Raw genomic sequence first — 24,194 nt, 5'->3', positions numbered from 1 at the left:
ATTAATTATTATTAGCTACGTGATAAGCAATCAAACCATCTATTGGTCTTCTTAACACCGTACCCAATTTTAGGTCGTATTTTTCAAAAATCTCAGCTAATTCGTCTTTTAAGTAAAATGCAATGGAGCCTACAAAATGAACAGGTACCTCTCTGCAGTTTTCAAATTGAGTAATCTGATTTTTAATAAAAGATTTCATTTCCTTAAAAATTATCTTTCTGCAAAATTCATGCTCTTTATGTTGAATCAAAAATTTGGCAAAAGTCGCAAGATAAGCATTTGGATTTGGCTCTTTGTACAATTTATTTTTGATATAATCAGGATCAACATCATAATCCTTTTCAAATACATTAGCCAATTCTTTTGGCATTTTATTAAAATAGTACTTTCTGATCAGTCTTTTTCCAAAAACGTTTCCGCTACAATCATCCATTACTATATAACCTAATGACTGTATTTTTTGTTCTAAAACTTTACCGTCAAAATAACTGCAGTTTGAACCTGTACCTAATATACTTACAATTGCTTTTTCACCTTTAGGCGTAGTAGCAAAAACAGCAGCATAAGTATCTTCTTCAACAATAACTATAGCATTTGTAAAATATTCTTTAAAAACCTGAGAAAGAAAAATTTTCATTCTATCAGTACCGCAACCTGCACCATAGAAAAACAAATGCGTTGCATTTTTTTTATTTTGTAATATATCAAAACGATCGTTCAAACGATCAATAATTTCATGTTTATCAAGTATTTCTGGATTTAAACCTAATGTTTGTGTGGTAAACATAACTTTTCCATTGTCGTCTATTGCAATCCAATCTGCTTTAGTAGAACCACTATCAACTATTAATTTCATATGTAGATATTATTTATTGTTTTTTATCGATCACATGTAATTCGCATCTCTTCATTGGTTGCTGCACCCAATTTACGGTCATGCTCATTTCATATTATTTGTTTAATTGGTGAATTTGTTCCTCATTTTAAATACAATCCAATTTCCAGGGAATATTAAATTGAACAAAAAATAAATCCCATTAAATTGAATTAATGGGATTTATTGAATTATTTTTCTTATTTCAAAGAAGAAATATGTACTGCCAAGTCAATTAATTTACTTGAATATCCATACTCATTATCATACCAAGATACTAATTTGAAGAAAGTTGAATTTAATCCAATTCCTGCAGTAGCATCAACGATTGAAGTTCTTTTATCAGAAATAAAGTCTTGAGATACAACAGCATCTTCAGTATATCCTAAAATACCTTTCATGTTAGTTTCAGAAGCATTTTTCAAAACTGACATAATTTCTTCGTATGTAGTTTCCTTAGCTAATTTTACAGTTAAATCTACTGTAGAAACGTCAGCAGTAGGAACACGGAAAGCCATACCTGTTAATTTTCCATTCAAAGAAGGAATAACTTTTCCAACAGCTTTAGCAGCTCCAGTTGAAGAAGGAATGATATTGATTGCAGCAGCACGTCCACCTCTCCAGTCTTTTCTAGAAGGTCCGTCAGCTGTCATTTGAGTTGAAGTTGTAGCGTGTACAGTAGTCATTAAACCTTCAACAATTCCAAAATTATCGTTGATAACTTTAGCTAAAGGAGCTAAACAGTTTGTAGTACAAGAAGCGTTAGAAACGATTACATCTGAAGCTTTTGCAGTTTCGTGGTTTACTCCCATTACAAACATTGGAGCATCAGCAGAAGGAGCAGAAATAATTACTTTTTTTGCACCACCTTTAATGTGCTCGTTAGCAGTGTCAATTGTAGTAAAGATACCAGTACTTTCAGCTACTACATCAACACCTACTTCATCCCATTTTAAGTTAGCTGGATTTCTTTCAGCTGTTACACGGATATGGTTACCGTTTACATACAATTCTCCGTCTTTTACTTCAACTGTTCCATTAAAACGGCCGTGAACTGAATCATATTTCAATAAATACGCTAAGTGATCAACATCTAGCAAATCGTTAATTGCTACTACCTCTACATTGTCTCTATTGAAAGTTTCTCTGAAAACAATTCTTCCAATTCTACCAAATCCGTTTATTCCTAATTTTACTTTTGACATTGTTATTTAATTTTAATTATTTGTTCTTGTTATTATTCTTCTTGTTATTTTAATTTTAGATTGACATGATATCAGAAACACGCAATAAATCCAAATCGATTTCACTGTGCCCTTTAATTGCCAATTCTAATGGAGTAAGTTCGACTTTGTCAGCCAATAAACCTACCATATAATTAGATTTTCCTTCCAATAGACTTTCAACAGCTTTAACACCTAGACGACTGGCCAAAACCCTATCAAAACATGATGGAGCCCCACCTCTTTGCATATGTCCTAAAACCGATACACGAACGTCATATTCAGGGAAATTTGATTCTACATAATCTTTCAGTTCAAAAACAGTTTTACCTATTTTATCACCTTCAGCAATTACCACTATACTTGATGATTTTCCAGCTGCTTTACTTTTTCTCAAAGAATCTAATAAACGATCCAATCCTAGATCTTCTTCTGGAATAAGAATTTCTTCAGCTCCTGCACCAATACCTGCATTCAATGCAATATGCCCTGCATCACGTCCCATTACTTCTATAAGAAATAATCTGTTATGAGAACTTGCGGTATCACGAATTTTATCAATTACCTCAACAACAGTATTTAAAGCGGTATCATAACCTAAAGTATGGCTTGTACCAAATATGTCGTTGTCAATTGTTCCTGGAATTCCCATTACAGGAAAACCATATTCTGAATTAAACAATAATGCTCCGGTAAACGATCCGTCTCCTCCTATCACCACAAGGGCATCAACTCCAGCCTTGACTAAATTTTCATGAGCTTTTTTACGTCCTTCAGGAGTTTTAAAATCCATAGAACGAGCTGACTTTAAAATAGTCCCTCCTTTATTTACTATATTATTAACACTACGGGGGCCCATTTCTTTAAAATCCCCTTCAATCATTCCTTGATATCCTCTATAAATACCAACACATCCTATATTATGAAAAGCACATGTTCGTACAACAGAACGGATAGCGGCATTCATTCCTGGAGAATCTCCTCCAGAGGTTAGAACGCCTATCTTTTTTATTGTTTTTGACATTTTTTTAAGTATTAAAGTGTAAATTTAGCAAATATCGAATATATTTTAGGGCACCTTTCTAACATTTTAATAAAACGACAGCAATTCAAACGTTTTCGTTGATAAGTTTTCACAATTTAAAAAAAACTGTTAGTTTTTTTAAGAAAACACTATTAATTGACTAATTAACTGCAACAATTATCAAATCATCAATGCAAAAAATAGAAAACTAAAAAAAAATATTAAAACATCAAAACGATAACGTTTTCAAAAAAATAATTGGGGATATTATTTTTTAAAATCTAAATCACACAAAAACACCTAAATCAATTTAAACAATTAATCATCTTCAGGAAGTACTGCATCCTGATTTACTTTAGGTTTTTCCTTAACAGGCTCTTTGGGTTTCGTGAAATTTATAAAATCAGGATTCAGATTAGAGTCTGAATTATCAACTTTCTTTTTAGAAGTTTTTACAGGTGTTAATTTATTGTTTTTAAACATTTTATTGACCAACTCCGTAAAACTATCAAAATCCACCTCGTAAGTAATACCGGCGCCTTGTGTATAACCAATATCCTGACCAATATAATTTATATCATTTTCTTTATTGAAAACATGAAAATTAAATGTTCCGTCATCATTTACTCTATATTTGATATCTACTGCTCCAACGATCGCCGATTCATTGACTCCGCCAAATGGAACACCAATTTTACCATTAATAGTAATCCTTTCATTTACTTTTGACGAAACAATAGCTTCTACTCTACCATCAGTTTGGGTACTTGGTCTGTTATCAGGTGAAACTACATTAAAATTCATCTCAAATTTTTCGTTATTTGACTGAACAATATTACCCAGCATACTGGATGCAGTTTCATACATACTCGAAGCCACAGCCTGACTAGATCCATCTTTACCTAAAAAACTTCCTGTTGACAATAAATACAAAGCTTGTGTTTGTCTTACATCTTTATCCGCCAATTCAGTTTGAAGCTCTGATTCCAAAACACTTGTAATAGTAGGGAAATTAATCATGAAATCTGGTTCTGGCCGTGCCAAATCACCTCGTATACCAATTACCACTTCAACATCAACTTTCTTGTTAACATTAGAATTTTCTAATAATAATGCAGGATTTGCAGAAGTTTTATATACAGCTTCCAAATTCAATTGGGCTCTCATTGGATCTCCTTCCCAAATAATAGAACCGCCTTTTTTAACTTTAAATTTCTTATCGATTAATCCGCCGTATTTAAAATTATAGGTTCCATCATAAGGCAAGAAATCCCCCCACATATTGAAAACACCAAGCGTATTGATTTTAAACAAAAGTGTTCCATTTCCACGCCCTTTCATTCCATGTCCTGAATTCCTATCCAAAATAACTTCAACAGTTGCGTTTGGCGTGATTTCAAGATCAAACTCTAATTCAAGTCCGTTATAGTTCTTCGCTTTATTAACTATCCCTTTTTGCAGATTGAATTTTTCTTTCGGAGTGATAAAATGAATAAAACTATTCTCGCTAACACTTTCTGCACTGTTTATTGGTATTTTTAAATCTGATCCTTTTTCGGATTTTGCATCTACTTTAATAAACAAATTATCAGTTGGCCCTTTAATTGAGGCATTTCCATTAATGAATGCTGTCCCAAAATAAGCTGCATCTTCACTGTCTTTTGTATCCAGCACAAGAAGCCTTTTGGAACTGATACCTAAATCCAATTTCCAATCCGAAAAATTCTTATGCTCCACCACTCCATTCAAAATTCCCGTGGTATTGTATTTCGAATCTATCAAAGTGTTATTTCTAAAAAGGAATTTTTCGTCCGTTAGATCGACAATCGTTTTATCTTTCAAAGCATAATCAACTCCTAAATAAGGTATTGATAAACCTCCACCATTTACATAAAGACGACCATTGATGTCGGGTTTTTTCAAAGTTCCGCCAATCGATGCATTTCCAGATACCAAACCTCTTATATTGGAGATAACATCACCTCCCAACGAACTTAAGGTTGCTAAATTGAATCGGTCAAATTTTAAATTTAAATCAAATACTGTTTCTTTGTTTACTATCTCAAAACCTCCATCGGCACTAAAAGATTCCACATCTTTATTTTCAATCGTAGAATACAAGGTGAATTTTTTGAAAGTTTCATCACCTGTTATATCAAAATTTAAAACTCCCAAATCGTATTTATTAACCTTCAAACTGTCAATTCGCAAAGAAGCTGTAGGCTTATAAACTTGCTTGTTCTGATTGTAATTAACTTTACCACTTAAATTTCCGTGGACATCAAAACTTTGCTGAGCAGATGTCAATGCATTGATGTCAAAATTTTTGAACTCTACATTGAAATCTTTGTAGTAATCTCCTTTGAACTCACCATCAAGTTTTACCTCCTGCTCTTTATTGGTAAGTATAAAATCATCCAGTTTAAATTCTGTCAACTTCTTATCAAAAATCAAACGGTTATTCGGTTTATTCAATTCATTCAGGAACCAGAGACTATTTTTTAGTTTAATTTCGGATTTACTGAACCCTATAACATTTTTATTGTCTTTATTAATGGTATGGTATAAATCCAGATTAAAATAATCATTTCCTTTTGAACCACCTTTAAACTCGGTTCTAAAAAACAAAGTATCTTTGGAAGTAACATTGATCAAACTAAAATCACGTATTTTATACATTTTAGTTTTAATACTATCCAACTCAATATAGGCATTATACAATGGGTTTTTATTATCAATTGAAATCCTGATATTGTCAAAAGAATTATCAGCCGCTTTTATATTTGGTGAATTAAAATTGAATTTAAATTCATTGTTATCCGAATTGATATTTCCTTTTACTACAGTATTTTCACTTAACGTTATATCAGGAAAAAACAGTTCGACTATCTTATTATATACTTCAAAATTGAATTTCAAGAATTGACCTTTTTTTACAGGTATAGGCCTATAATTGGTATAAAGGCTACCCAACGAATTTGAAACCAATCCTTTCAATTGGGAAAACTTATACTTCCCTACAATCGTACCATGAGTAATATCCGGAGCTGTGATTTCTATAGTTCGAACCCTTTTATCATCGAAGCTTGAATTTAAGTCAAAATCATTGAATTGATAAGTGTTTTTAGGGTTGGTATAAGTTGCAGTCTGCACGAAAATATTTCCATGCATATCATCCAAAGTATTTCCCAGGCAATTGACTACGATATCTCCATTAAATTTGGCTACACTATCTTTTACAAAATTCAATTTGTTCAACTCAGCTTTGTCAATTTTAATTTTGAAATCGTATTGGCTTTCTTTTTTACTTAAATCAACCAATCCATCAAAATTCATTTTCAAATTTGGATCATCTACAATAATTGATCCTTTATAAATAGGTAATTTGAAATTCCCATTTACTGCAACATTCTTATAATTATAGCCATTATAAGCAACGCTTGATACCATTCCTTTTAACGAGGTATCCAAATATTTTTCTGAAAAACCGTGGCCATCAACGTCAATATTCAAACTTATTTTTGACAAATCTTTATTATCCAACAAATTACCAATATTAAAACCATTCAAAACAACATAACCCGTATAGGCAGCCTTGTCGCTTTGATCCATATTATTAATGATAAATTTCGAATTCACAGCTCCTAAAGCTGTGTTAGCCGCCAAATTCGCATGGATAGAAGTTGTAGTGACTTGGGTATTTCCAACCAATGAAACGTTTCCAAATTTCTTTAAAACTACAGGTAATTTTTTCCCTAAAACATTTGGCAGTATGCCTACTAAATCTTCATAATTTGAGTTCAGTTGATCAAACTTTCCATTCATATAGAATTCTTGATCCTTATCTCCTAAAAGATTTTTAAAATTTATGAAACCAGCAATTTTTGTACCCTTATTATCTTTTAAATATAAATCAAGAAGTTTTAAATTATTTAAAGGTCCGGTAATGTGTGATCTAATTTTAAAATATTGATTCTTTCCTAATTCATTATAAAAACTCCGAACATCATTAGAAGCAATTTTTGATTGTTTCAACTTAAAGTCAAACTCTACTTTATTTACAAAATCAGCGAAATCATCAATTTCATAATTCAATGCGGCATACCCTTTTATACTGGACTCTTTGGTTTCAATTTCCATTTTGTCCAATATCATATGTCGCTGAGTGAAACTATAATTTCCCTTCAGATTTTTCACAAAAAGTCCTCTATGATCCAAAAAAGACATTTTTTGAATATTAGCATACACTTCAGGTCCATAAACCTTGAAATTGGTAACCGATAAATTTAATTTGGTAAAATCAACAGATTTTTTTGTTTCATGGTTTTCATCAGTCAAAACATATCGCCCGTTTGACAAATCAATAGACGTCGCAGTTAATAAGAAGTGTTTTTTTGAAGGTGTTTTGCTTGTACCAAAAGCATCCACAAAGTAATCAAGATTGGTTTTCTTTTCGTTTTTATACGTTTTCATATTAAAAAGAACACCATCCATTGCCAAATCACCAAAAATCAAATCACCATCCAAAATCTTTTTGGCACCCAAAAAAGACGTATTCAATCTTTTTACATAAATCAAAGTGTCTTTATGGTGGTCAATAATCAATACTTTTTTAAGTTTAACTCCTCCAAAAAGTGTAAGCTGTACTTCATCAATGCTCATATTGAGTCCATAATCCTCATTGATGCTCTTCATAAAATGCTGCGCTATTTTAGTCTGAACAACCGGTAAAGTAAGCGCAATAAATAGTACCAACAATAATAATATTAGTCCAAGGAGAGTACGGAATACTATTTTTTTAACCTTTTTGATGAGAATAGATTTTTTGTTTTTTAGTACAAATAAATAATTTGCCTTTAGAAATAACAGATCTTTAACTAAAAAATCTTTAATTTTGGCACAGCTGTAAAATTACTATTTTTAAAGCAATCCATCAAATATACTACAAAATTCATCTGTTTATATGCAAATTCCAAATGTTTATATACTGGCTATAGAAAGTTCTTGTGATGATACTGCCGCAGCAGTATTATGTAACGACAAAGTGCTCTCAAATGTTGTAGCCAATCAACAAATTCATAACCAATACGGTGGTGTAGTACCTGAACTTGCTTCTCGCGCACATCAACAAAACATAGTTCCGGTAATCGAAGCTGCATTAAAAAAAGCTAATATTAACAAAGAACAATTATCGGCAATTGCTTTTACACAAGGTCCCGGACTTATGGGCTCTTTATTAGTGGGAAGTTCTTTTGCAAAATCAATGGCACTGGCATTGGGAATCCCCCTTATCGCGGTTAATCACATGCACGCCCACATTTTGGCTCATTTTATAGACGAAGAAGGTTATAGCAAACCTACCTTTCCTTTTTTGGCATTAACCATAAGTGGAGGGCATACCCAAATTGTCCGTGTTGACGACTTTTTTGATTTAACAATTATCGGTGAAACTACAGACGATGCCGTTGGCGAAGCTTTTGATAAAAGTGCCAAAATCCTTGGTCTTCCTTATCCCGGAGGTCCTTTGGTTGACAAATATGCACAATTGGGTAATCCAAAAGCATTTCCTTTTACAAAGCCAAAAGTTCCAGGATTGGATTTCAGTTTCTCCGGATTAAAAACCGCTATTTTATATTTTATTCAAAAGAAAAAAGCTGAAGATCCTGGATTCATTGAAGAAAACATTAACGATATCTGTGCATCGATTCAAAATACCATTATCGAAATTTTAATGGACAAAATTAAAATTGCAGTAAAAGAAACCGGAATCAATCAGGTTGCAATTGGTGGTGGAGTTTCGGCCAATTCAGGAATTCGAAATACACTGAAAGAAACAGAAACCAAATACGGCTGGAAAACATATATTCCAAAATTTGAATATACCACTGACAACGCTGCCATGATTGGAATTGTAGGATATCAAAAATTTTTAGCACAACGATTTGAAACTGCTGAAGTTGTTTCTAAAGCCAGAATTGAATTTTAATTATGCAGTTATTTTATAACCCTTCAATAGACAAAACAACCGAAAGCTTTTCTTTTGATAAAGAAGAAAGTAAGCATATTGTTAAAGTTTTGCGCAAAAAAGATAGCGACATTCTATTTGTAACCAACGGCTCTGGTCTTTTGTTTAAAACGGAAATCACTTTAGCTTCTGACAGTAAATGTTCCGTTCGAATTTTGGAAATTGAAAAAGCTGAAGCACCAAAACAAAAACTACATTTGGCGGTAGCACCAACCAAAATGAATGACCGTTACGAATGGTTTCTTGAAAAAGCCACCGAAATTGGGATCCATGAAATAACTCCAATTATTTGTGACCGTTCTGAACGAAAAGTAATAAATACCGAAAGATTTGAAAAAATTATTCTTTCGGCAATGAAGCAATGCAATCAGGTGTTTCTCCCTAAATTGAATCCCGCCATTTCGTTGAAAGAATTTATAAAAAATGAAAAATCAGGACAAAAACTAATAGCACATTGTGAAGAAACAAATAAAAAGTCTTTAAAATCAATACTTCAACCCAAAACAGATTACACGATTTTGATTGGTCCTGAAGGTGATTTTTCAAGCAAAGAAATCGAATTGGCATTAGAAAATAATTTCATTCCTGTTTCTTTGGGCGAAACTAGATTGCGAACAGAAACTGCCGCTGTTGTTGCTTGTCACAGTGTTGTGTTTACTAACGAAGATTAGATTTTAAAGCTCAATTCTACAATCTATGCAAAAAGCGGTATTATTCCTTTTATTTTTCTTTTCGATAAACTGTTTTTCACAAGAAATTGCTTTGTTGAAATACAGTGGCGGTGGTGACTGGTATGCAAATCCAACTTCATTACCTAATTTGATAAAATACTGCAATACCAATATAAACACAAGAATAAACCCAAAACCAAGAACTGTAGAACCTGGTAGTCCTGATCTTTTTTCCTATCCATTTGTACACATGACGGGTCACGGAAACGTGGTTTTTAGTGAAAGTGACGCAGCGAACCTAAGAAAATATCTCTTAGGAGGAGGCTTCCTTCATATTGATGACAATTATGGTATGGATCAATACATTCGTAAAGAAATCAAAAAACTATTTCCAGATAATGATTTAGTCGAAATTCCTTCTAACCACCCAATATTTCAAAAACCTTTTGCTTTCCCTAATGGCTTACCTAAAATCCATGAACACGATGGAAAAAGACCACAGGCATTTGGAATATTTATCGAAAATAAATTGGTTTTGCTTTATACTTACGAATGCGACCTTGGTGATGGCTGGGAAGATGCTGAAGTCCATAATGATCCTTTAGAAGTTAGGGAAAAAGCCCTAAAAATGGGTGCTAATATTCTGAATTATATCTTTACAAATTAATTTTATCAGCAATAAAATATCTCATAATACAGTAATTTTCAATTTACTGCGAACGAATTATACTGTCTCCTATTTTTTTAGATAAATAAAACAACTTCAAAAACAATTGGTTTTTAATCAAATCCACTTATTTTTTAATAATTATTAAGATTTTAACTACGTAAATTCACCTAAATTACTGTATACAAAGTCAATAAAATCAATCTTTTTTAAAAATCGGTAAAAATATTTGTTAATAAAAATTGCTATTTAGTTAATTTTGTTATAAAATTGCAAAATAATTAACCAAATAAATATTTTTATAACAAAAACCACTACCAAATGAAAAAATTAATTTTATCAGCTGCAATTGCACTGATGCTGTTTTCTTGTCAAAACGAACAAGGTGATTCTACAAACGATTTAACTAATGCTGTTACACAAAGAAAATGTGCTACACAAGAAGTTCTTGAAGAGCAATTAAAAGCCGATCCAACTTTAGCCATTAGAATGAATCAAATTGAAGCTTTCACTCAAAACGCTTTATTAACCAAACGTTTAGTAAATGGCAAAGTAGTAATCCCTGTAGTAGTAAATGTGTTGTACAGAACTGCTTCAGAAAATATTTCGGATGCGCAAATTCAATCTCAAATTGATGTATTGAACAAAGACTACACTGCTACAAACACTGATTTTTCAAAAATTCCAGCAGAATTTGCTACTGTTGCCGCAAATATTGGAATCACATTTGAGTTAGCAAAAATCAATCGAAAATCAACTACAAAAACTTCATGGGGCACAAAAGATGCCATGAAAAAAACCAAACAAGGAGGACTTGATCCTACATCACCAACCACTAACCTTAACTTATGGGTTTGTACCATTGGAGGCGGAATTTTAGGATATGCCCAATTCCCAGGCGGTGCATCAGCTACTGACGGAGTGGTTATCGATTCAAAATATTTTGGACTATCCGGATCTGCGAATGCTCCTTTCAATTTGGGAAGAACTGCCAGTCATGAAGTAGGTCACTGGATGAACCTTAGACATATCTGGGGTGATGCATCATGTGGAGACGATTTAGTGGCTGACACTCCGGTTGCCAAAGCTTCAAATTTTGGAACGCCTGCTTATCCATTCGTAAGCGCCTGTCTTCCTGCTCATAATGAAATGACCATGAATTATATGGATTACACTGACGATGGAGCAATGTATATGTTCACCAATGGACAAAAATCAAGAATGAGCGCATTATTTGTTTCTGGGGGAGCAAGAGCAGCTTTTGGTCAATAACTGATTTGATATTAATAATGCTGCCAAAAACTCGCGAGTTCATAGCGAGTTTTTTTATGCTTCAATTTTTCTTAATACTTCAAAAAGCACTCAAATTAAATCATGAAATATGCTGCAATAAAAAACAATTATTATTTACATTTTAACATTAAATAATTGTAAATTGCATACAATTAACTGATAATCAAGCAAATTATGAAAAAAATATTTTTACCCCTGGCAGCATTAATAATGCTTTTTTCATGTCAAAATGATGATCAAAATTCTGCTGCTTCACCAACAGAAGCAATTGTTCAACGTAATTGTGCGACGCAGGAAGTTTTGGAAGAACAACTAAAAGCAGACCCAACATTAGCCATTAGAATGAACCAAATAGAAGCTTTTACTCAAAATGCTTTATTGACTAAACGTTTAGTGAATGGAAAAATAGTAATTCCGGTGGTTGTTAATGTGTTGTGGAGGACTGCAGCAGAAAATATTTCAGATGCACAAATACAATCCCAAATCGATGTGTTAAACAAAGATTTCACAGCAACAAACACTGATTTTTCGAATACCCCCACTGAGTTTGCTCCCGTAGCTGCAAACATTGGAATTACATTTGAATTAGTAAAAATCAACAGAAAATCAACTACAAAAACTTCATGGGGAACAAGAGATGCCATGAAAAGTTCCAAAAAAGGAGGTATTGACCCTACTAGCCCAAGCACAACATTGAATATTTGGGCCTGCAAAATTGGAAATGGAATTTTGGGATACGCCCAATTTCCAGGTGGCTCACTCGCCACTGATGGAGTCGTAATCGATTCAAAATATTTTGGCCTTTCCGCAAGTGATAGTTACCCCTACAATCTAGGACGAACTGCAACCCACGAAATAGGTCACTGGATGAATTTGCGTCATATTTGGGGCGATTCTTCTTGTGGTAACGACTTAGTAAACGACACTCCTGTACACAAAACCGCAAATTATGGTGTACCAACCTATCCCTATGTTAGTCTGTGTTTACCTACCCATAACGAAATGACTATGAACTATATGGACTATACTGATGACAGAGGAATGTATATGTTTACCGCTGGTCAAAAATCAAGAATACAGGCGATATTTGTTGCAGGCGGAGCGAGATATGCATTTGCTCAATAAATATAATACTAAAACTTATAATTTTAAACTCGCTACCTGTTAGCGAGTTTTTTTTTAGAGCTTGTTTAAGTTTTATATTTTAGATTTGTTATAGTTTATTTTTGAGCGAAAAGAGGCAAATTTTGCAAAAATAGTTAGGGTTATCTTGAAAAATTTAACGAATTTGTAGCCAAAAAGAAATATAACAAAATAATTAGATGAAATTTAAACAGGGTCTTATATTTATATCAAAATAAAACTACATGATAACATCCAAAATTATTGCAAGTGGAATTTTAAAAGCGGTAGGTGCTTTACTATTAGCTGCTTTGCTACTTTATTTTTTGTACCAAATTCAAAACGTGCTAATTTATCTGTTGGTTTCTCTAGTACTGACTTTAATAGGCCTGCCCTTTTTGGATTTTTTCAAAAAAAGATTAAAATTCAAACATACAATGGCAACTATTGCGGTTTTGTTCATTTATCTTCTAATTATATTGGGATTCATAATGATGTTCATCCCGTTAATTATATCTCAAGGACAAAATTTATCACTTTTAAATACAACTGAAATTGAAAAAAACAGCTTAGAACTTATAAAGCAACTAAATGCCTTCATGGAACTGCACCGTATAGATTCGGAAGCTATTTTTAATCCCGAAAACTTTAAGTCGATAGTCAGTTTCAATATAATCCCAAACTTTCTAAATTCTGTTGTAGGCACAATTAGTAACTTTGGAATGGGACTTGGCTCTGTGCTGTTCATTACCTTTTTCTTTCTCAAAGACAAAACCATATTTTTGAATCTGGCAAAACTGCTAATTCCAGACAATCATGAAAGCAAAATTTTAAATTCCGTCGAAAAAATAAACGTATTGCTTTCACGATATTTTATAGGTTTGCTCATTCAACTTTTCATTGTTTTTATATTGTACACTATAGTTTTGTTTATTTTTGGCATCCCAAATACTTTTGTAATTGCTTTTTTATGCGCCGTACTAAATATTATTCCGTATTTGGGACCTTTGATTGCTTCAATTCTGGCAGCAGTTTTAACAATGCTGAGCAATTTGGGTTCCGACTTTCAATCGGAAATTTTACCAACGACTATTTATGTCTTAATCGGGTTTTGGATTGTGCAATTAATAGACAATAATCTTTCGCAGCCAATCATTTTTTCAAAAAGTGTCAGTTCGCACCCATTAGAAATTTTTCTGATTATATTGATTGCCGGATTCTTGTTTGGCATTATGGGAATGATTATTGCAGTACCTTTATACACTATCATAAAAGTAATCTGCAAAGAATTTTTCCCTGAAAATAAATTTATTCAACAAATAACAAAAAACATATAAATTGAACCTAGACCTTTTAGATTCTAAAATTCAAGAATTTATTAATTCAAATATTGGAGCTCCTGTTTCAAAGTTGGCACTTCAAAAAAATCCTTTTCCTAACGTGGAATGGATTTCTGTTTTAAACCAAATTGCAGCAAAATCAAAGGCAAAAGAAAAACTGCCAACCTGGTTTTCTACTCAAAACATCATTTATCCAAGCAAAATTTCTGTAGAACAAACTTCTTCCGAAAGAACAGCTTTGTACAAAAGCACACTTGTTTCCGGCGACAATTTAATCGACTTAACCGGCGGATTTGGCATTGATGATTACTATTTTTCGAAAAGAATAAAAAACGTTGCCCATTGCGAAATCAACGCTGAATTATCCCAAATCGTAGAACACAATTGTAAGCAATTAAATTGTGACAATATTACTTGTTATGCGGGAGACAGTTTTGAAACCTTATCAAAAACAGATACTAAATGGGATTGGATTTACATAGATCCTTCCAGAAGAAACGATGCTAAGGGCAAAGTTTTTATGCTAAAGGATTGTTTGCCCAATGTTCCAGAAAATTTAGATTTTTATTTTCAAAAATCCGATTCTATTCTAATAAAAACAGCTCCAATACTAGACATTACTGCTGGCATCAGTGAATTAAAACATATCAAATCCATTCATATCGTCGCTGTAGATAACGAAGTAAAAGAACTGCTTTGGGAATTAAATAAAAATTACGAAGGAAACATCTCAATCAAAACCGTAAATGTTTTAAAAGAAAAGCAAGAAACATTTGATTTTATTCTAAATGAAATTCACGAGCAACCATCATTTAGTTTGCCTCAAAAATATTTATACGAACCCAATAGTTCCATAATGAAATCGGGAGGTTTTGACCAGGTTGGTGTTTCCTATGAATTGAATAAACTGCACAAACATTCACATTTATACACTTCAACTGAAAATAAAAGCTTTCCGGGAAGGGTTTTTGAAATTAAAAATTCATTTGCTTACAACAAAAGTACGATGAAGCAACATTTGGAAAATCAGAAAGCCAATGTCACAACTAGAAACTTTTCTGATTCGGTTGAAAGCATCCGAAAAAAATGGAAAATTAAAGAAGGTGGTGATTTATATTGTTTTTTTACAACTGATGAAAATAACACCAAAATTGTCTTAATTTGCACCAAAATTAAATAGAATAAAATCGTCGTAACAATCATTTTTTGCAATTAAATAGACCCGCTAAGCAGATTTTTATACCGATTAAACAAATTTTACATAAATGAAATCGCCATTAACAACAGTTTTTTAAAAACAATTGAATAATCATCGAACACCGATGGAAATAAATTTTAGTGAGATAAACACCAATAAATAAAAGGCGCCCCGAGGGGTAGCGAATTGGCGAAGCATACCATAAATGACAAATAACTTTTACATATATGAAACACTTACTTATTACAACATTATTACTTTTAAGTTTCTCTCTTTTTGCTCAAAAACCTTGTGAATACGCAACAAACGTAACCGATTCCCTTGGAACTTATAAATCCACCAAAGAATATTTAGTAAGTGAAAAAGTGTTTGCCGGGAATTCCAGTTATATTTTCTATTCTTTGGCATTAACAGACGGAGTGCCTACGCTTACAGTACAATTGATACAAAAGAGCAAAGACTTTATGGTTGCTAATTGTTTTGATAAAGATTCCAAAATTTATTTACAACTTCAAAATGGTAAAGTAGTTACCCTTACTCATATAAATCAGGAAAATTGTGGAAGTATGGTTCGAGATGCAAATGGTTTTGACAATAGAGTAAAATCAGGTATTTTTATGTTTCTGAAAGACAACTATGAAGAGCTGAAAAAATCTCCTGTTTCCTTGATGCGAATCAAATACCTGACAGATGTTGAAGACGTTATTATCAGAAAAGAATTTACCGCAGAACTAGACGGAAAAACATATTATCCAGAGACTTATTTTATGGAAAACTTACGTTGTGTGGAGTAGAAACAACAATTTATTAAAATTTAGACCCGGCAGATTTAAAAACCTATCGGGTCTTTTTCATTTACATTCCCATTTAAAATTGGAAACAGTATCATTCAAACCCGCTTTCAAATTGTAATGCCACCATTCGGAATCAAAAGAATTAAAATGTTCTTTGATCATAATCTTTTTCAAAAGCTTTCTGTTGCTTAAAATTTCTTTTGAGAATCCTTCATAATCATGGCTCGCTTCTTTGCCAAAAAAATCAAATTTAGTTCCCATATCCAGTTCTTTTCCGTTAAAATCAACCAACGTAATATCTACAGCTCCTCCTCTATTATGGATGGAGCCTTTACGCGGGTCAGCAACATACTCTGGATTTGGAACTATTGCCCACATCTTTTTTTGAATATCTAAGGGTCGGTAACAATCGAAAATCTTGATTTTAAATCCTTTCTTCATAAATCGCTGATTGGCCGAAATCAATGCTTTTATCGTTTTGTAACGCAAATAACATTCGGCGCAATCATACACTTTGGATTTCAAAAAATTGTCATCAGTCGCATATTTCATATCATAAACAAAATCCTGACTATAGTTTTTTAAATTAACAAAAGTTGTGTCGTTGACTTCAACCCCTAAAGTATTTGAAGCTGTAGATTGCGAAAAACAATTGAATTGAATTAGAAATAAAAAGGCAATTAAAAAAGATTTGAGGGATGCAGTCATGGCGAATAAATTTTCATAAAAATAAGAAATTTTAAAAAGCGACCAAAAACAAAAAATCCCCTCGATTGAGGGGATCTTTGTGAACTCCTTGGTACAAAATTCGAACCTTTTACTGGAAGATTTCCATATTTTAAGCGAGCTAACTACCGTTTAAAAATAAAAGCATTTGATTTCATTATATCAAATCAAATTAACATGATCTGTGGATATGCTAACAAAAACTGTACATTAAGTTAAACTACATTTTTATAATTAATTTGATTGTTAAATTCTTCAATAGTTGCATAATTCAAAGCTGAATGTCTTCTTTTTCTGTTGTACCAAATCTCAATATATTCAAAGACTTCCAGTTTCATTTGTTCTTTAGAAATGAGTTTGTTTCCATAAATCAATTCAGTTTTTAAGGATTTAAAGAAGCTATCCGCTACCGCATTATCCCAACAATTTCCTTTTCGACTCATACTTCGGGTTATTTTTTTATAGGATTCAAGAACATTTACAAACTTTTTGCTGGCATATTGAATACCTCTGTCAGACACGAGAGCTATGCTCGAACTGGCGAAGCAATGGAAAATTAAATCTTGCTCAATATTTCGATTTTTAACAGCCATTTTCCAAGCTCCAAGTGTGGTTTGCTTCGTCTGTTCGCTATCGCTCGGGTCATCTGTACTCATTCCATCGCTTAAACTCCAACCTATAATTTTTCTATCGTACAAATCCATAATAGTGGTCAGATATACAAATCCTTCTTTGGTCTGGATATATGTAATGTCAGACACCCCAACTTTTGAAGGCATATTCACGGTAAACTCCCTGTTTAATACATTTTCAACGACTAAATAATTATGATTAGAATTGGTTGTTACCTTGAATTTCTTGCTTAATTTGCTTCGCAAGCCCAATTCTTTCATATATTTTGAGACGGTAATCCTTGAAATTTTATAGCCTAAACTCTGAAGCTCTAATGTTATTCTGGGACTTCCGTAGCGTTGCTTGGATTTAAAATATACCGATGTTATTTCTTCTTTTGTGGCAATTTTTCGTTGTAATCGTGCACTAATTATTTGTTTTTTCCATCGGTAATAGCTTCCACTGTTCACTTTTAGAACTTTGCACATTTTTTCAATCGGAAATACTTGTTCATTGTTTTTAATGAAACTATAAATCATCGACCGCTCTTGGAAAAAATGCCGATTGCTTTTTTTAATATATCACGCTCCAACTCGGCATCTTTGAGTCTTTTCTCAAGTTCATAGATTTTTTCTTGTTCGGGTGTTAGTTTTAAATTCCCTTTACCTGGAAAACTTCCTTCTCCAAATTCTTCGAACTCTTTACGCCATTTATACAATTGTGGGGCTGTTACTCCTAATTCTCTGGCGAATTCAGATAGGTTTGTTCTCTCATAACTCAATTGCACTGCTTTCTCTTTAAAAGCTTTGTCGTAAACTTTGCGGACTTGTTTCATAGGTTAAAATTAAGATTATTTCTTAACTTTCTGTGATGGCTAAATTAGCATGTCCAAAAGCTTTTTGTCCTCTTTTTTATAATAGGTTGATTAGGTTTTAAAACAGATTGAGGTATCTTATCCCAATCACAAACTGTATTCTTATACCCATTAAGAAAGTCTGAGCCTACAGTCGGTGTAAATGTTTCAAAACTCTCTTCTCGCTCTAAATCATAAGTATGACAACTTAATCCCTCAGCTCCTCCATCCGTTAGATTTACTCTCAAAGTAGTATCTATTTTCTTTCATTTTTGTCAATTAATTTTCTTTCCAATCCTTTATCAAATGATGAAATAAAAACATAACTAACTAATAAAGAAAATAACAAAATAACAACGAATATTAACACTAATTTAGCTTTTAATGTAAGTTTTTTATTGATTATGATCACGAATTTATGTCCCATAATATATTTTGTTTATTTACAATTTTCGTTAAACTTGCCACCAACGTTTTCGGGCTTTGCGTGCGGGCGAGTTTCGGAGCACAAGGCTTCAATTTATTACTAAAGTTTATTAGAAGCACAAAACTTCAAGTTTGCACGTCAGCCTGCCTGACGCAAAACCCGTGTTATAAGCCGTTTTTATTTCTGTCGTCATTGCTTTTGTCATTCTAATTTTTGAACTTAAATAAGTCGTCAATGTTCATTGGATTTGAACTGAATTTTTCTCCAACAGTTGTCCCCACAAATGCTGTTAGAGTAACTTCTTGTCCGACAAAACCTTTCATTTGGTCAAGGAAGCCTTGTTTGAGATTATACATTATTTGATATTGTTCTCCATACTCCATTCGTTTAGGAAAGCTAACTGGCGTGACTGCGTCCATTAATTGAAATGTGTCTGCTGTCCCGTGAAGTGGCTGACTGATTTTGAAGTAAGGCGGGCCAAAGTATCTGTAATCTTTTACAGTGTTTGTAACCGTAACACCAATCATTATACCTGTCATACCGTAAAACTCACTTACTTGAAGGTAAGTAGAAAGATACACTTGTCCTTTGGGTTCTTCTTTTTCTGGAACAGGAACATTTGCTTCGTTTCCTAGTTTTTGAAGGATTTTATTAGCAAGTTCTTCGGGTGGCATTTTACTTATGTCAAGATAACCAAGGGTTGAACGAATTCCGTCAAGTTCTGTCTTGTCAAAACGGACAGGCAAAATGTATTCTTCTTTGTTTTCTATGGCACGAGCAATAGCAGTTCTCACTTCGTAATTTGTCCATACCTTTTGTTCGTAGTGAACTGAAATAAAAGGAACAAAATACTTTGATTGTCGCCTGTAAACATAGTCAAAATGAATACCCAAGTCTTTACCCCACAAGTCAACCTCTTCAAACTTGTCGTAAAAAACACGAACATTTTTGTCTTTAAGAATTTGGGCAACTTTATCAACGTATTCTCTGTCCTCACCAGCGAATGATAATGCAATGTCGTATTTGTATTCCATAATTTTAATGTTTGTTGTGTCTTCCTAAAATGGCTTATAACGTTTTGCAGCTACCCGAAGGGCGGGATTTTTAGCACTAAACTTCATTCGAAGAACTGAACTTTCAGCTACCACAAAACTGTCTGAGAAGCACGAAAACCCGCCTTTTGGGTAGGTGCTGTTATGCACAGATATTCTATTCTCCATATCGACCAAATAGCAGCGTTTGTTGTCCGTCAAACTTCAAATTAAGTTCTCCTGTTTCAGAAATTTCAAAATCAGTATTAAAATCCTTGCTGTCGAATACGTCACCAAAAACTTCAGAAAATATTTCTGCTTTTTCGACAATTGTGTTAGTCTCCACTCCAAGTTTTCTCTTTGCATACGATAATGAAAAATTACCCATTATATCAGCAGCTTGTATCAAAAAGGAATCTCCATCAGATACCACTGAAATACCATCATCTATCAATGTTGGTGAATTAGGATATTGAAGTTTTCTGTAGCCATTATAAATTACATTAAGAAGTTGATTTGATGTCATAGTTGTTGAGCCTATTGAATTTGAAACTTGAATAGTTTGTGTTCCAAATCCTTGGGTTACATTATGACTGTCAACTATTATTTGTATTCCATAATCTGCAGAAAGTGATTTAGTCAAATGTTGTAAAGTAAATAATGGACTTGTTAGCATTTGAGCAGATGAAACCAAATTAGGGTCATCAATATCATTTTTTCCATAGACGTTTTTGATTAATCGTTCGGTAAATGGAATGTACTGATTTTTCCATTCTTGATTCTGTAAAACAACACCAATTAGCGATATTTTACTTTTCTCAGCATACTCTCTACAGAGTTTGAGGAATTGCAAATATTTATCTTTAAATCTCCTTTTATAATTTTTCCCGTGGAATGAATCTAATGCTATTCCATTAAGTAATTCATTTGCCCTTTGAGAAAATTCATCAAGCAGTTCCTTTTCAATTACAAAATAAGACCAACCTTCTAATAGTTGTCTTTCTGTTCCTAAGTCGTCTATTCCAGCTGTTAAAAGTGTCATTTGGCTGTTTTATATTTGTGCATAACTAGTTTATATACGCATAAATAAAACCAGTTTTACGTTTAATTGGTATGTTATGCGCATGTTTTGGTTTAATTTATCAGTGTTTACAAATTTAAAATTATTTCTTACATATCAAAGAAGTTAATTTTTTAAAAGTAGTATTATTTGTAGGGAATGGATAGTGGTTGTTTTTATTGATTGAGAATGCAACTGATTTCTTCGTTAATTGGGCTTTTTTAACGTTGTGTGTGGGATTACATTTGTACTAAGCACTAATGTCCTGCTCAAAAAAAAAACTGCAAAGCGTTAGCACTTTGCAGTTTTGGGGTTCTCGATTCAATTTGAAAAGCTGTCGCATTTCCAATTTACTCGAACTGACGTAACTTTATTTATCAGTGTGCCAACTCGGTTTGGTTTCTGAAAACGAGTTCGTTGTCGAAGGCATCGAGTAGGATGATGCTGTCGGGATGTATTTTTCCGGCGAGGATTTCTTTGGAGAGTTTGTTGAGAACTTCTCTTTGGATTACTCGTTTTACCGGTCTGGCACCAAACTGAGGATCATATCCTTTCTCGGACAAATACTCGATTGCTTGGGGCGTTGCGTCCATTGTGATGCCTTGTTGGGCAAGCATATTGGTAACGCTTTTCAACTGTAAACTTACAATTTTGGTAATATTTTCAGATGTAAGCGGTGTAAACATTACGATTTCGTCGATACGGTTGATGAACTCGGGTCGCACGGTTTGTTTTAACAATCCGAGGACTTCGATTTTGGCGATTTCGGTGGCAGCTTCGATTCCTCCTTTTAGGTTTTCAAATTTTTCCTGTATAATCTGGCTTCCCATATTGGAAGTCATGATGATAATAGTGTTTTTGAAATCGGCCAAACGCCCTTTGTTGTCGGTCAAGCGGCCTTCGTCGAGTACCTGCAACAAGATGTTAAAAGTATCCGGATGTGCCTTTTCGATTTCGTCCAAAAGTATCACCGAATACGGTTTTCTACGCACGGCTTCGGTCAATTGCCCGCCTTCGTCATAACCCACATAGCCCGGAGGCGCACCTACCAAGCGGCTCACGCTGTGGCGTTCTTGGTATTCGCTCATATCGATTCGGGTCATGGCGTTTTCGTCGTCAAAAAGATACTCGGCCAAGGCTTTTGCCAATTCAGTTTTTCCAACTCCGGTTGTACCAAGGAAAAGGAATGTCCCTAGCGGTTTTTTGGTGTCCTGTAGTCCGGCACGGCTACGTCTTACGGCGTCGCTCACGGCCTGAATGGCTTCTTCCTGACCCACAACACGGTGATGCAATTCGGTTTCGAGATGCAATAGTTTTTCGCGTTCTCCCTGCAGCATTTTCATCACGGGAATTCCTGTCCATTTGGCTACCACTTCGGCAATGTCTTCACGGGTTACTTCTTCTCTTATTAGGGAAGTTCCCGATTGGTTTTCGACTAGTTGTTTTTGATATTCAGTCAATCGATCTTGGGCTTCCTTGATTTTTCCGTAACGGATTTCGGCCACTTTACCATAATCGCCGTCACGTTCGGCGCGTTCAGCTTCGAATTTGTAATTTTCGATTTCGGTTTTTACTTCCTGTATGTTATCGGCAACTTCTTTCTCGGATTTCCATTTGGCATAAATTACGTTTCGTTCTTCTTTCAAGTTGGCCAGTTCCAAACCTAAGATTTTGAGTTTGCTCTCGTCTTTTTCTCGCTTAATGGCTTCGATTTCGATTTCCAACTGCATGATTTTTCGGTCCAAAACGTCCAATTCCTCTGGTTTGGAGTTGATTTCCATGCGTAGTTTGGAAGCAGCTTCATCCATTAAGTCGATGGCTTTGTCCGGAAGGAAACGATTGGTGATATAACGCTGCGAAAGCGTTACGGCAGCAATAATCGCATCGTCTTTGATTTGTACTTTATGGTGTGTTTCATATTTTTCCTTGATACCTCTCAAAATCGAAATGGCACTTTCGGTATCGGGTTCCTCAATCATGATTTTTTGGAAACGACGTTCAAGGGCTTTGTCTTTTTCGAAATATTTTTGGTATTCGTCCAAAGTCGTAGCACCGATGGCACGCAATTCACCACGGGCCAAAGCCGGTTTCAAGATATTAGCAGCGTCCATCGCGCCCTCGCCACCACCTGCACCCACAAGCGTGTGGATTTCGTCAATGAAAAGAACAATATCACCTTCGGCAGCGATAACTTCCTTAACCACCGATTTCAGTCTTTCTTCAAACTCCCCTTTGTATTTGGCACCGGCAATCAAGGCTCCCATATCAAGTGAGAACACGATTTTTTCTTTCAGGTTTTCCGGTACGTCACCATCTACAATTCGATGGGCAAGACCTTCGGCAATAGCGGTTTTACCCACACCGGGTTCTCCCACCAGCATTGGGTTGTTTTTGGTTCTTCGGGTAAGGATTTGTAAAACTCTGCGTATTTCCTCGTCACGGCCAATTACCGGGTCAAGTTTGCCTGTTCTGGCCAGTTCGTTGAGGTTTTTGGCGTATTTGTTTAACGAATTGTAATTTTCCTCTGCAGATGCTGAGGTTACACGTTCGCCTTTGCGTAATTCTTCGATGGCGGCTTTGAGTCCTTTTCCGGTTACACCCTGATCTTTTAGGATTTGGGATGCTTTGCTTTTGGAATCGAAAATAGCTAGAATCAGGTGCTCAATGGAAACGTATTCATCGTTCATTTTTTGAGCTATGATTTCGGCTTCGTTCAACGTGGTGTTAGCAGTTCTGGAAAGCTGGATTTCGCCTCCTGAAACTTTTGGAAAGCTCTGAATGGTTGCATCCAAAATTTGTTTGAACAACGGAACATTGACGTTTAGTTTTTTCAAAATAAATGGAGCCACATTTTCATCGACTTCAAAAATGGCTTTGAAAATATGCTCGTTTTCTATTTGCTGTTGCCCTAAACTCTGAACCAATTGTTGTGAAAGTTGTATGGCTTCCTGCGATTTGATTGTAAATTTGTTTATGTTCATGGCTTTTTTTTTTAATACTATTGTAAAGATTTGAGTTGTTAGCGGTTAGTGATTTTTAATTAGCTTTTAGCAAAAACAGCTAAGAAGAATCTTCCGTAGGAAACCTCTTAAGCTGATTTTATGTGTTTGTTTTACTTGCGATTAGTGATAAATAGAAACTATGAACGAATCTTTTTAACCAATCACTTATTGCTAAATTCTACTATTTAATAACTAACTTTGCGAAATAATCATCAAATCGTATTCCAGTCTAAATTTACGGACAATTTGACG

16 protein-coding genes and 1 pseudogene are annotated in these 24,194 nt (G+C 33.9%); 8 read left to right on the top strand and 9 right to left on the bottom strand.

Going from position 1 to position 24,194, the window contains the following annotated elements; genetic code table 11:
• Nucleotide 1 precedes the first annotated feature (1 nt).
• The 4 genes from OZP12_RS09790 to OZP12_RS09775 all read right to left on the bottom strand — a co-directional run bounded on the left by OZP12_RS09790 (nucleotide 2) and on the right by OZP12_RS09775 (nucleotide 7,816).
• Nucleotides 2–856, bottom strand: a complete 855-nt coding sequence (locus OZP12_RS09790; RefSeq protein WP_281228905.1) for an N-acetylglucosamine kinase — start codon at nucleotides 854–856, stop codon at nucleotides 2–4.
• 218 nt (nucleotides 857–1,074) lie between these two features.
• Nucleotides 1,075–2,079: a type I glyceraldehyde-3-phosphate dehydrogenase gene (gap, locus tag OZP12_RS09785; RefSeq protein WP_281228904.1), complete on the bottom strand. Its 1,005-nt coding sequence runs from the start codon at nucleotides 2,077–2,079 to the stop codon at nucleotides 1,075–1,077.
• A 55-nt stretch (nucleotides 2,080–2,134) separates the two neighbouring features.
• Nucleotides 2,135–3,121, bottom strand: coding sequence for a 6-phosphofructokinase (gene pfkA, locus OZP12_RS09780; RefSeq protein ID WP_281228903.1), 987 nt, complete (start codon nucleotides 3,119–3,121; stop codon nucleotides 2,135–2,137).
• Nucleotides 3,122–3,439: 318 nt separating this feature from the next.
• The gene (locus OZP12_RS09775; protein ID WP_281228902.1) at nucleotides 3,440–7,816 is read right to left on the bottom strand and encodes a translocation/assembly module TamB domain-containing protein; all 4,377 of its coding nucleotides are present in this window, start codon (nucleotides 7,814–7,816) and stop codon (nucleotides 3,440–3,442) included.
• A gap of 268 nt (nucleotides 7,817–8,084) precedes the next feature.
• On the opposite strand from OZP12_RS09775, the gene tsaD reads away from it, so the two are divergent.
• The 8 genes from tsaD to OZP12_RS09735 all read left to right on the top strand — a co-directional run bounded on the left by tsaD (nucleotide 8,085) and on the right by OZP12_RS09735 (nucleotide 16,231).
• Entirely contained in the window at nucleotides 8,085–9,107 is a 1,023-nt protein-coding gene (gene tsaD / locus OZP12_RS09770; RefSeq protein WP_281228901.1) for a tRNA (adenosine(37)-N6)-threonylcarbamoyltransferase complex transferase subunit TsaD, read from the top strand.
• Nucleotides 9,108–9,109: 2 nt separating this feature from the next.
• Nucleotides 9,110–9,817: a 16S rRNA (uracil(1498)-N(3))-methyltransferase gene (locus OZP12_RS09765; RefSeq protein ID WP_281228900.1), complete on the top strand. Its 708-nt coding sequence runs from the start codon at nucleotides 9,110–9,112 to the stop codon at nucleotides 9,815–9,817.
• A 25-nt stretch (nucleotides 9,818–9,842) separates the two neighbouring features.
• A complete protein-coding gene (locus OZP12_RS09760; protein ID WP_281228899.1) occupies nucleotides 9,843–10,484 on the top strand; it encodes a DUF4159 domain-containing protein in 642 nt (213 codons plus the stop codon).
• Nucleotides 10,485–10,805: 321 nt separating this feature from the next.
• A complete protein-coding gene (locus OZP12_RS09755) occupies nucleotides 10,806–11,756 on the top strand; it encodes a zinc metalloprotease (protein WP_281228898.1) in 951 nt (316 codons plus the stop codon).
• Nucleotides 11,757–11,951: 195 nt separating this feature from the next.
• Nucleotides 11,952–12,902 (top strand): zinc metalloprotease, encoded by a 951-nt coding sequence (locus OZP12_RS09750; protein ID WP_281228897.1) that lies wholly within the window; start codon nucleotides 11,952–11,954, stop codon nucleotides 12,900–12,902.
• A gap of 242 nt (nucleotides 12,903–13,144) precedes the next feature.
• On the top strand, nucleotides 13,145–14,236 hold the full coding sequence (locus OZP12_RS09745) for an AI-2E family transporter (RefSeq protein WP_281228896.1): 1,092 nt from the start codon (nucleotides 13,145–13,147) through the stop codon (nucleotides 14,234–14,236).
• Nucleotide 14,237: 1 nt separating this feature from the next.
• On the top strand, nucleotides 14,238–15,419 hold the full coding sequence (locus OZP12_RS09740) for a THUMP-like domain-containing protein (protein WP_281228895.1): 1,182 nt from the start codon (nucleotides 14,238–14,240) through the stop codon (nucleotides 15,417–15,419).
• Between the two features lie 245 nt (nucleotides 15,420–15,664).
• A complete protein-coding gene (locus tag OZP12_RS09735; RefSeq protein ID WP_281228894.1) occupies nucleotides 15,665–16,231 on the top strand; it encodes a hypothetical protein in 567 nt (188 codons plus the stop codon).
• A 57-nt stretch (nucleotides 16,232–16,288) separates the two neighbouring features.
• On the opposite strand, the gene OZP12_RS09730 is transcribed toward OZP12_RS09735, so the two are convergent.
• The 5 genes and pseudogenes from OZP12_RS09730 to clpB form a co-directional block, all read right to left on the bottom strand.
• On the bottom strand, nucleotides 16,289–16,939 hold the full coding sequence (locus OZP12_RS09730; RefSeq protein ID WP_281228893.1) for a M15 family metallopeptidase: 651 nt from the start codon (nucleotides 16,937–16,939) through the stop codon (nucleotides 16,289–16,291).
• Nucleotides 16,940–17,172: 233 nt separating this feature from the next.
• A pseudogene (locus OZP12_RS09725) lies at nucleotides 17,173–18,404 on the bottom strand (IS3 family transposase).
• Between the two features lie 651 nt (nucleotides 18,405–19,055).
• A complete protein-coding gene (locus OZP12_RS09720; protein WP_281228891.1) occupies nucleotides 19,056–19,883 on the bottom strand; it encodes a toll/interleukin-1 receptor domain-containing protein in 828 nt (275 codons plus the stop codon).
• 175 nt (nucleotides 19,884–20,058) lie between these two features.
• Complete coding sequence (locus OZP12_RS09715) at nucleotides 20,059–20,922, bottom strand: hypothetical protein (RefSeq protein ID WP_281228890.1); 864 nt, start codon at nucleotides 20,920–20,922, stop codon at nucleotides 20,059–20,061.
• A gap of 395 nt (nucleotides 20,923–21,317) precedes the next feature.
• Nucleotides 21,318–23,921 (bottom strand): ATP-dependent chaperone ClpB, encoded by a 2,604-nt coding sequence (gene clpB, locus OZP12_RS09710; protein ID WP_281228889.1) that lies wholly within the window; start codon nucleotides 23,919–23,921, stop codon nucleotides 21,318–21,320.
• Between the last annotated feature and the right edge of the window lie 273 nt (nucleotides 23,922–24,194).

It is taken from the genome of Flavobacterium aquiphilum (assembly GCF_027111335.1).
Lineage (GTDB): Bacteria > Bacteroidota > Bacteroidia > Flavobacteriales > Flavobacteriaceae > Flavobacterium > Flavobacterium aquiphilum.
This window is presented reverse-complemented; position numbering and strand designations above follow the sequence as displayed.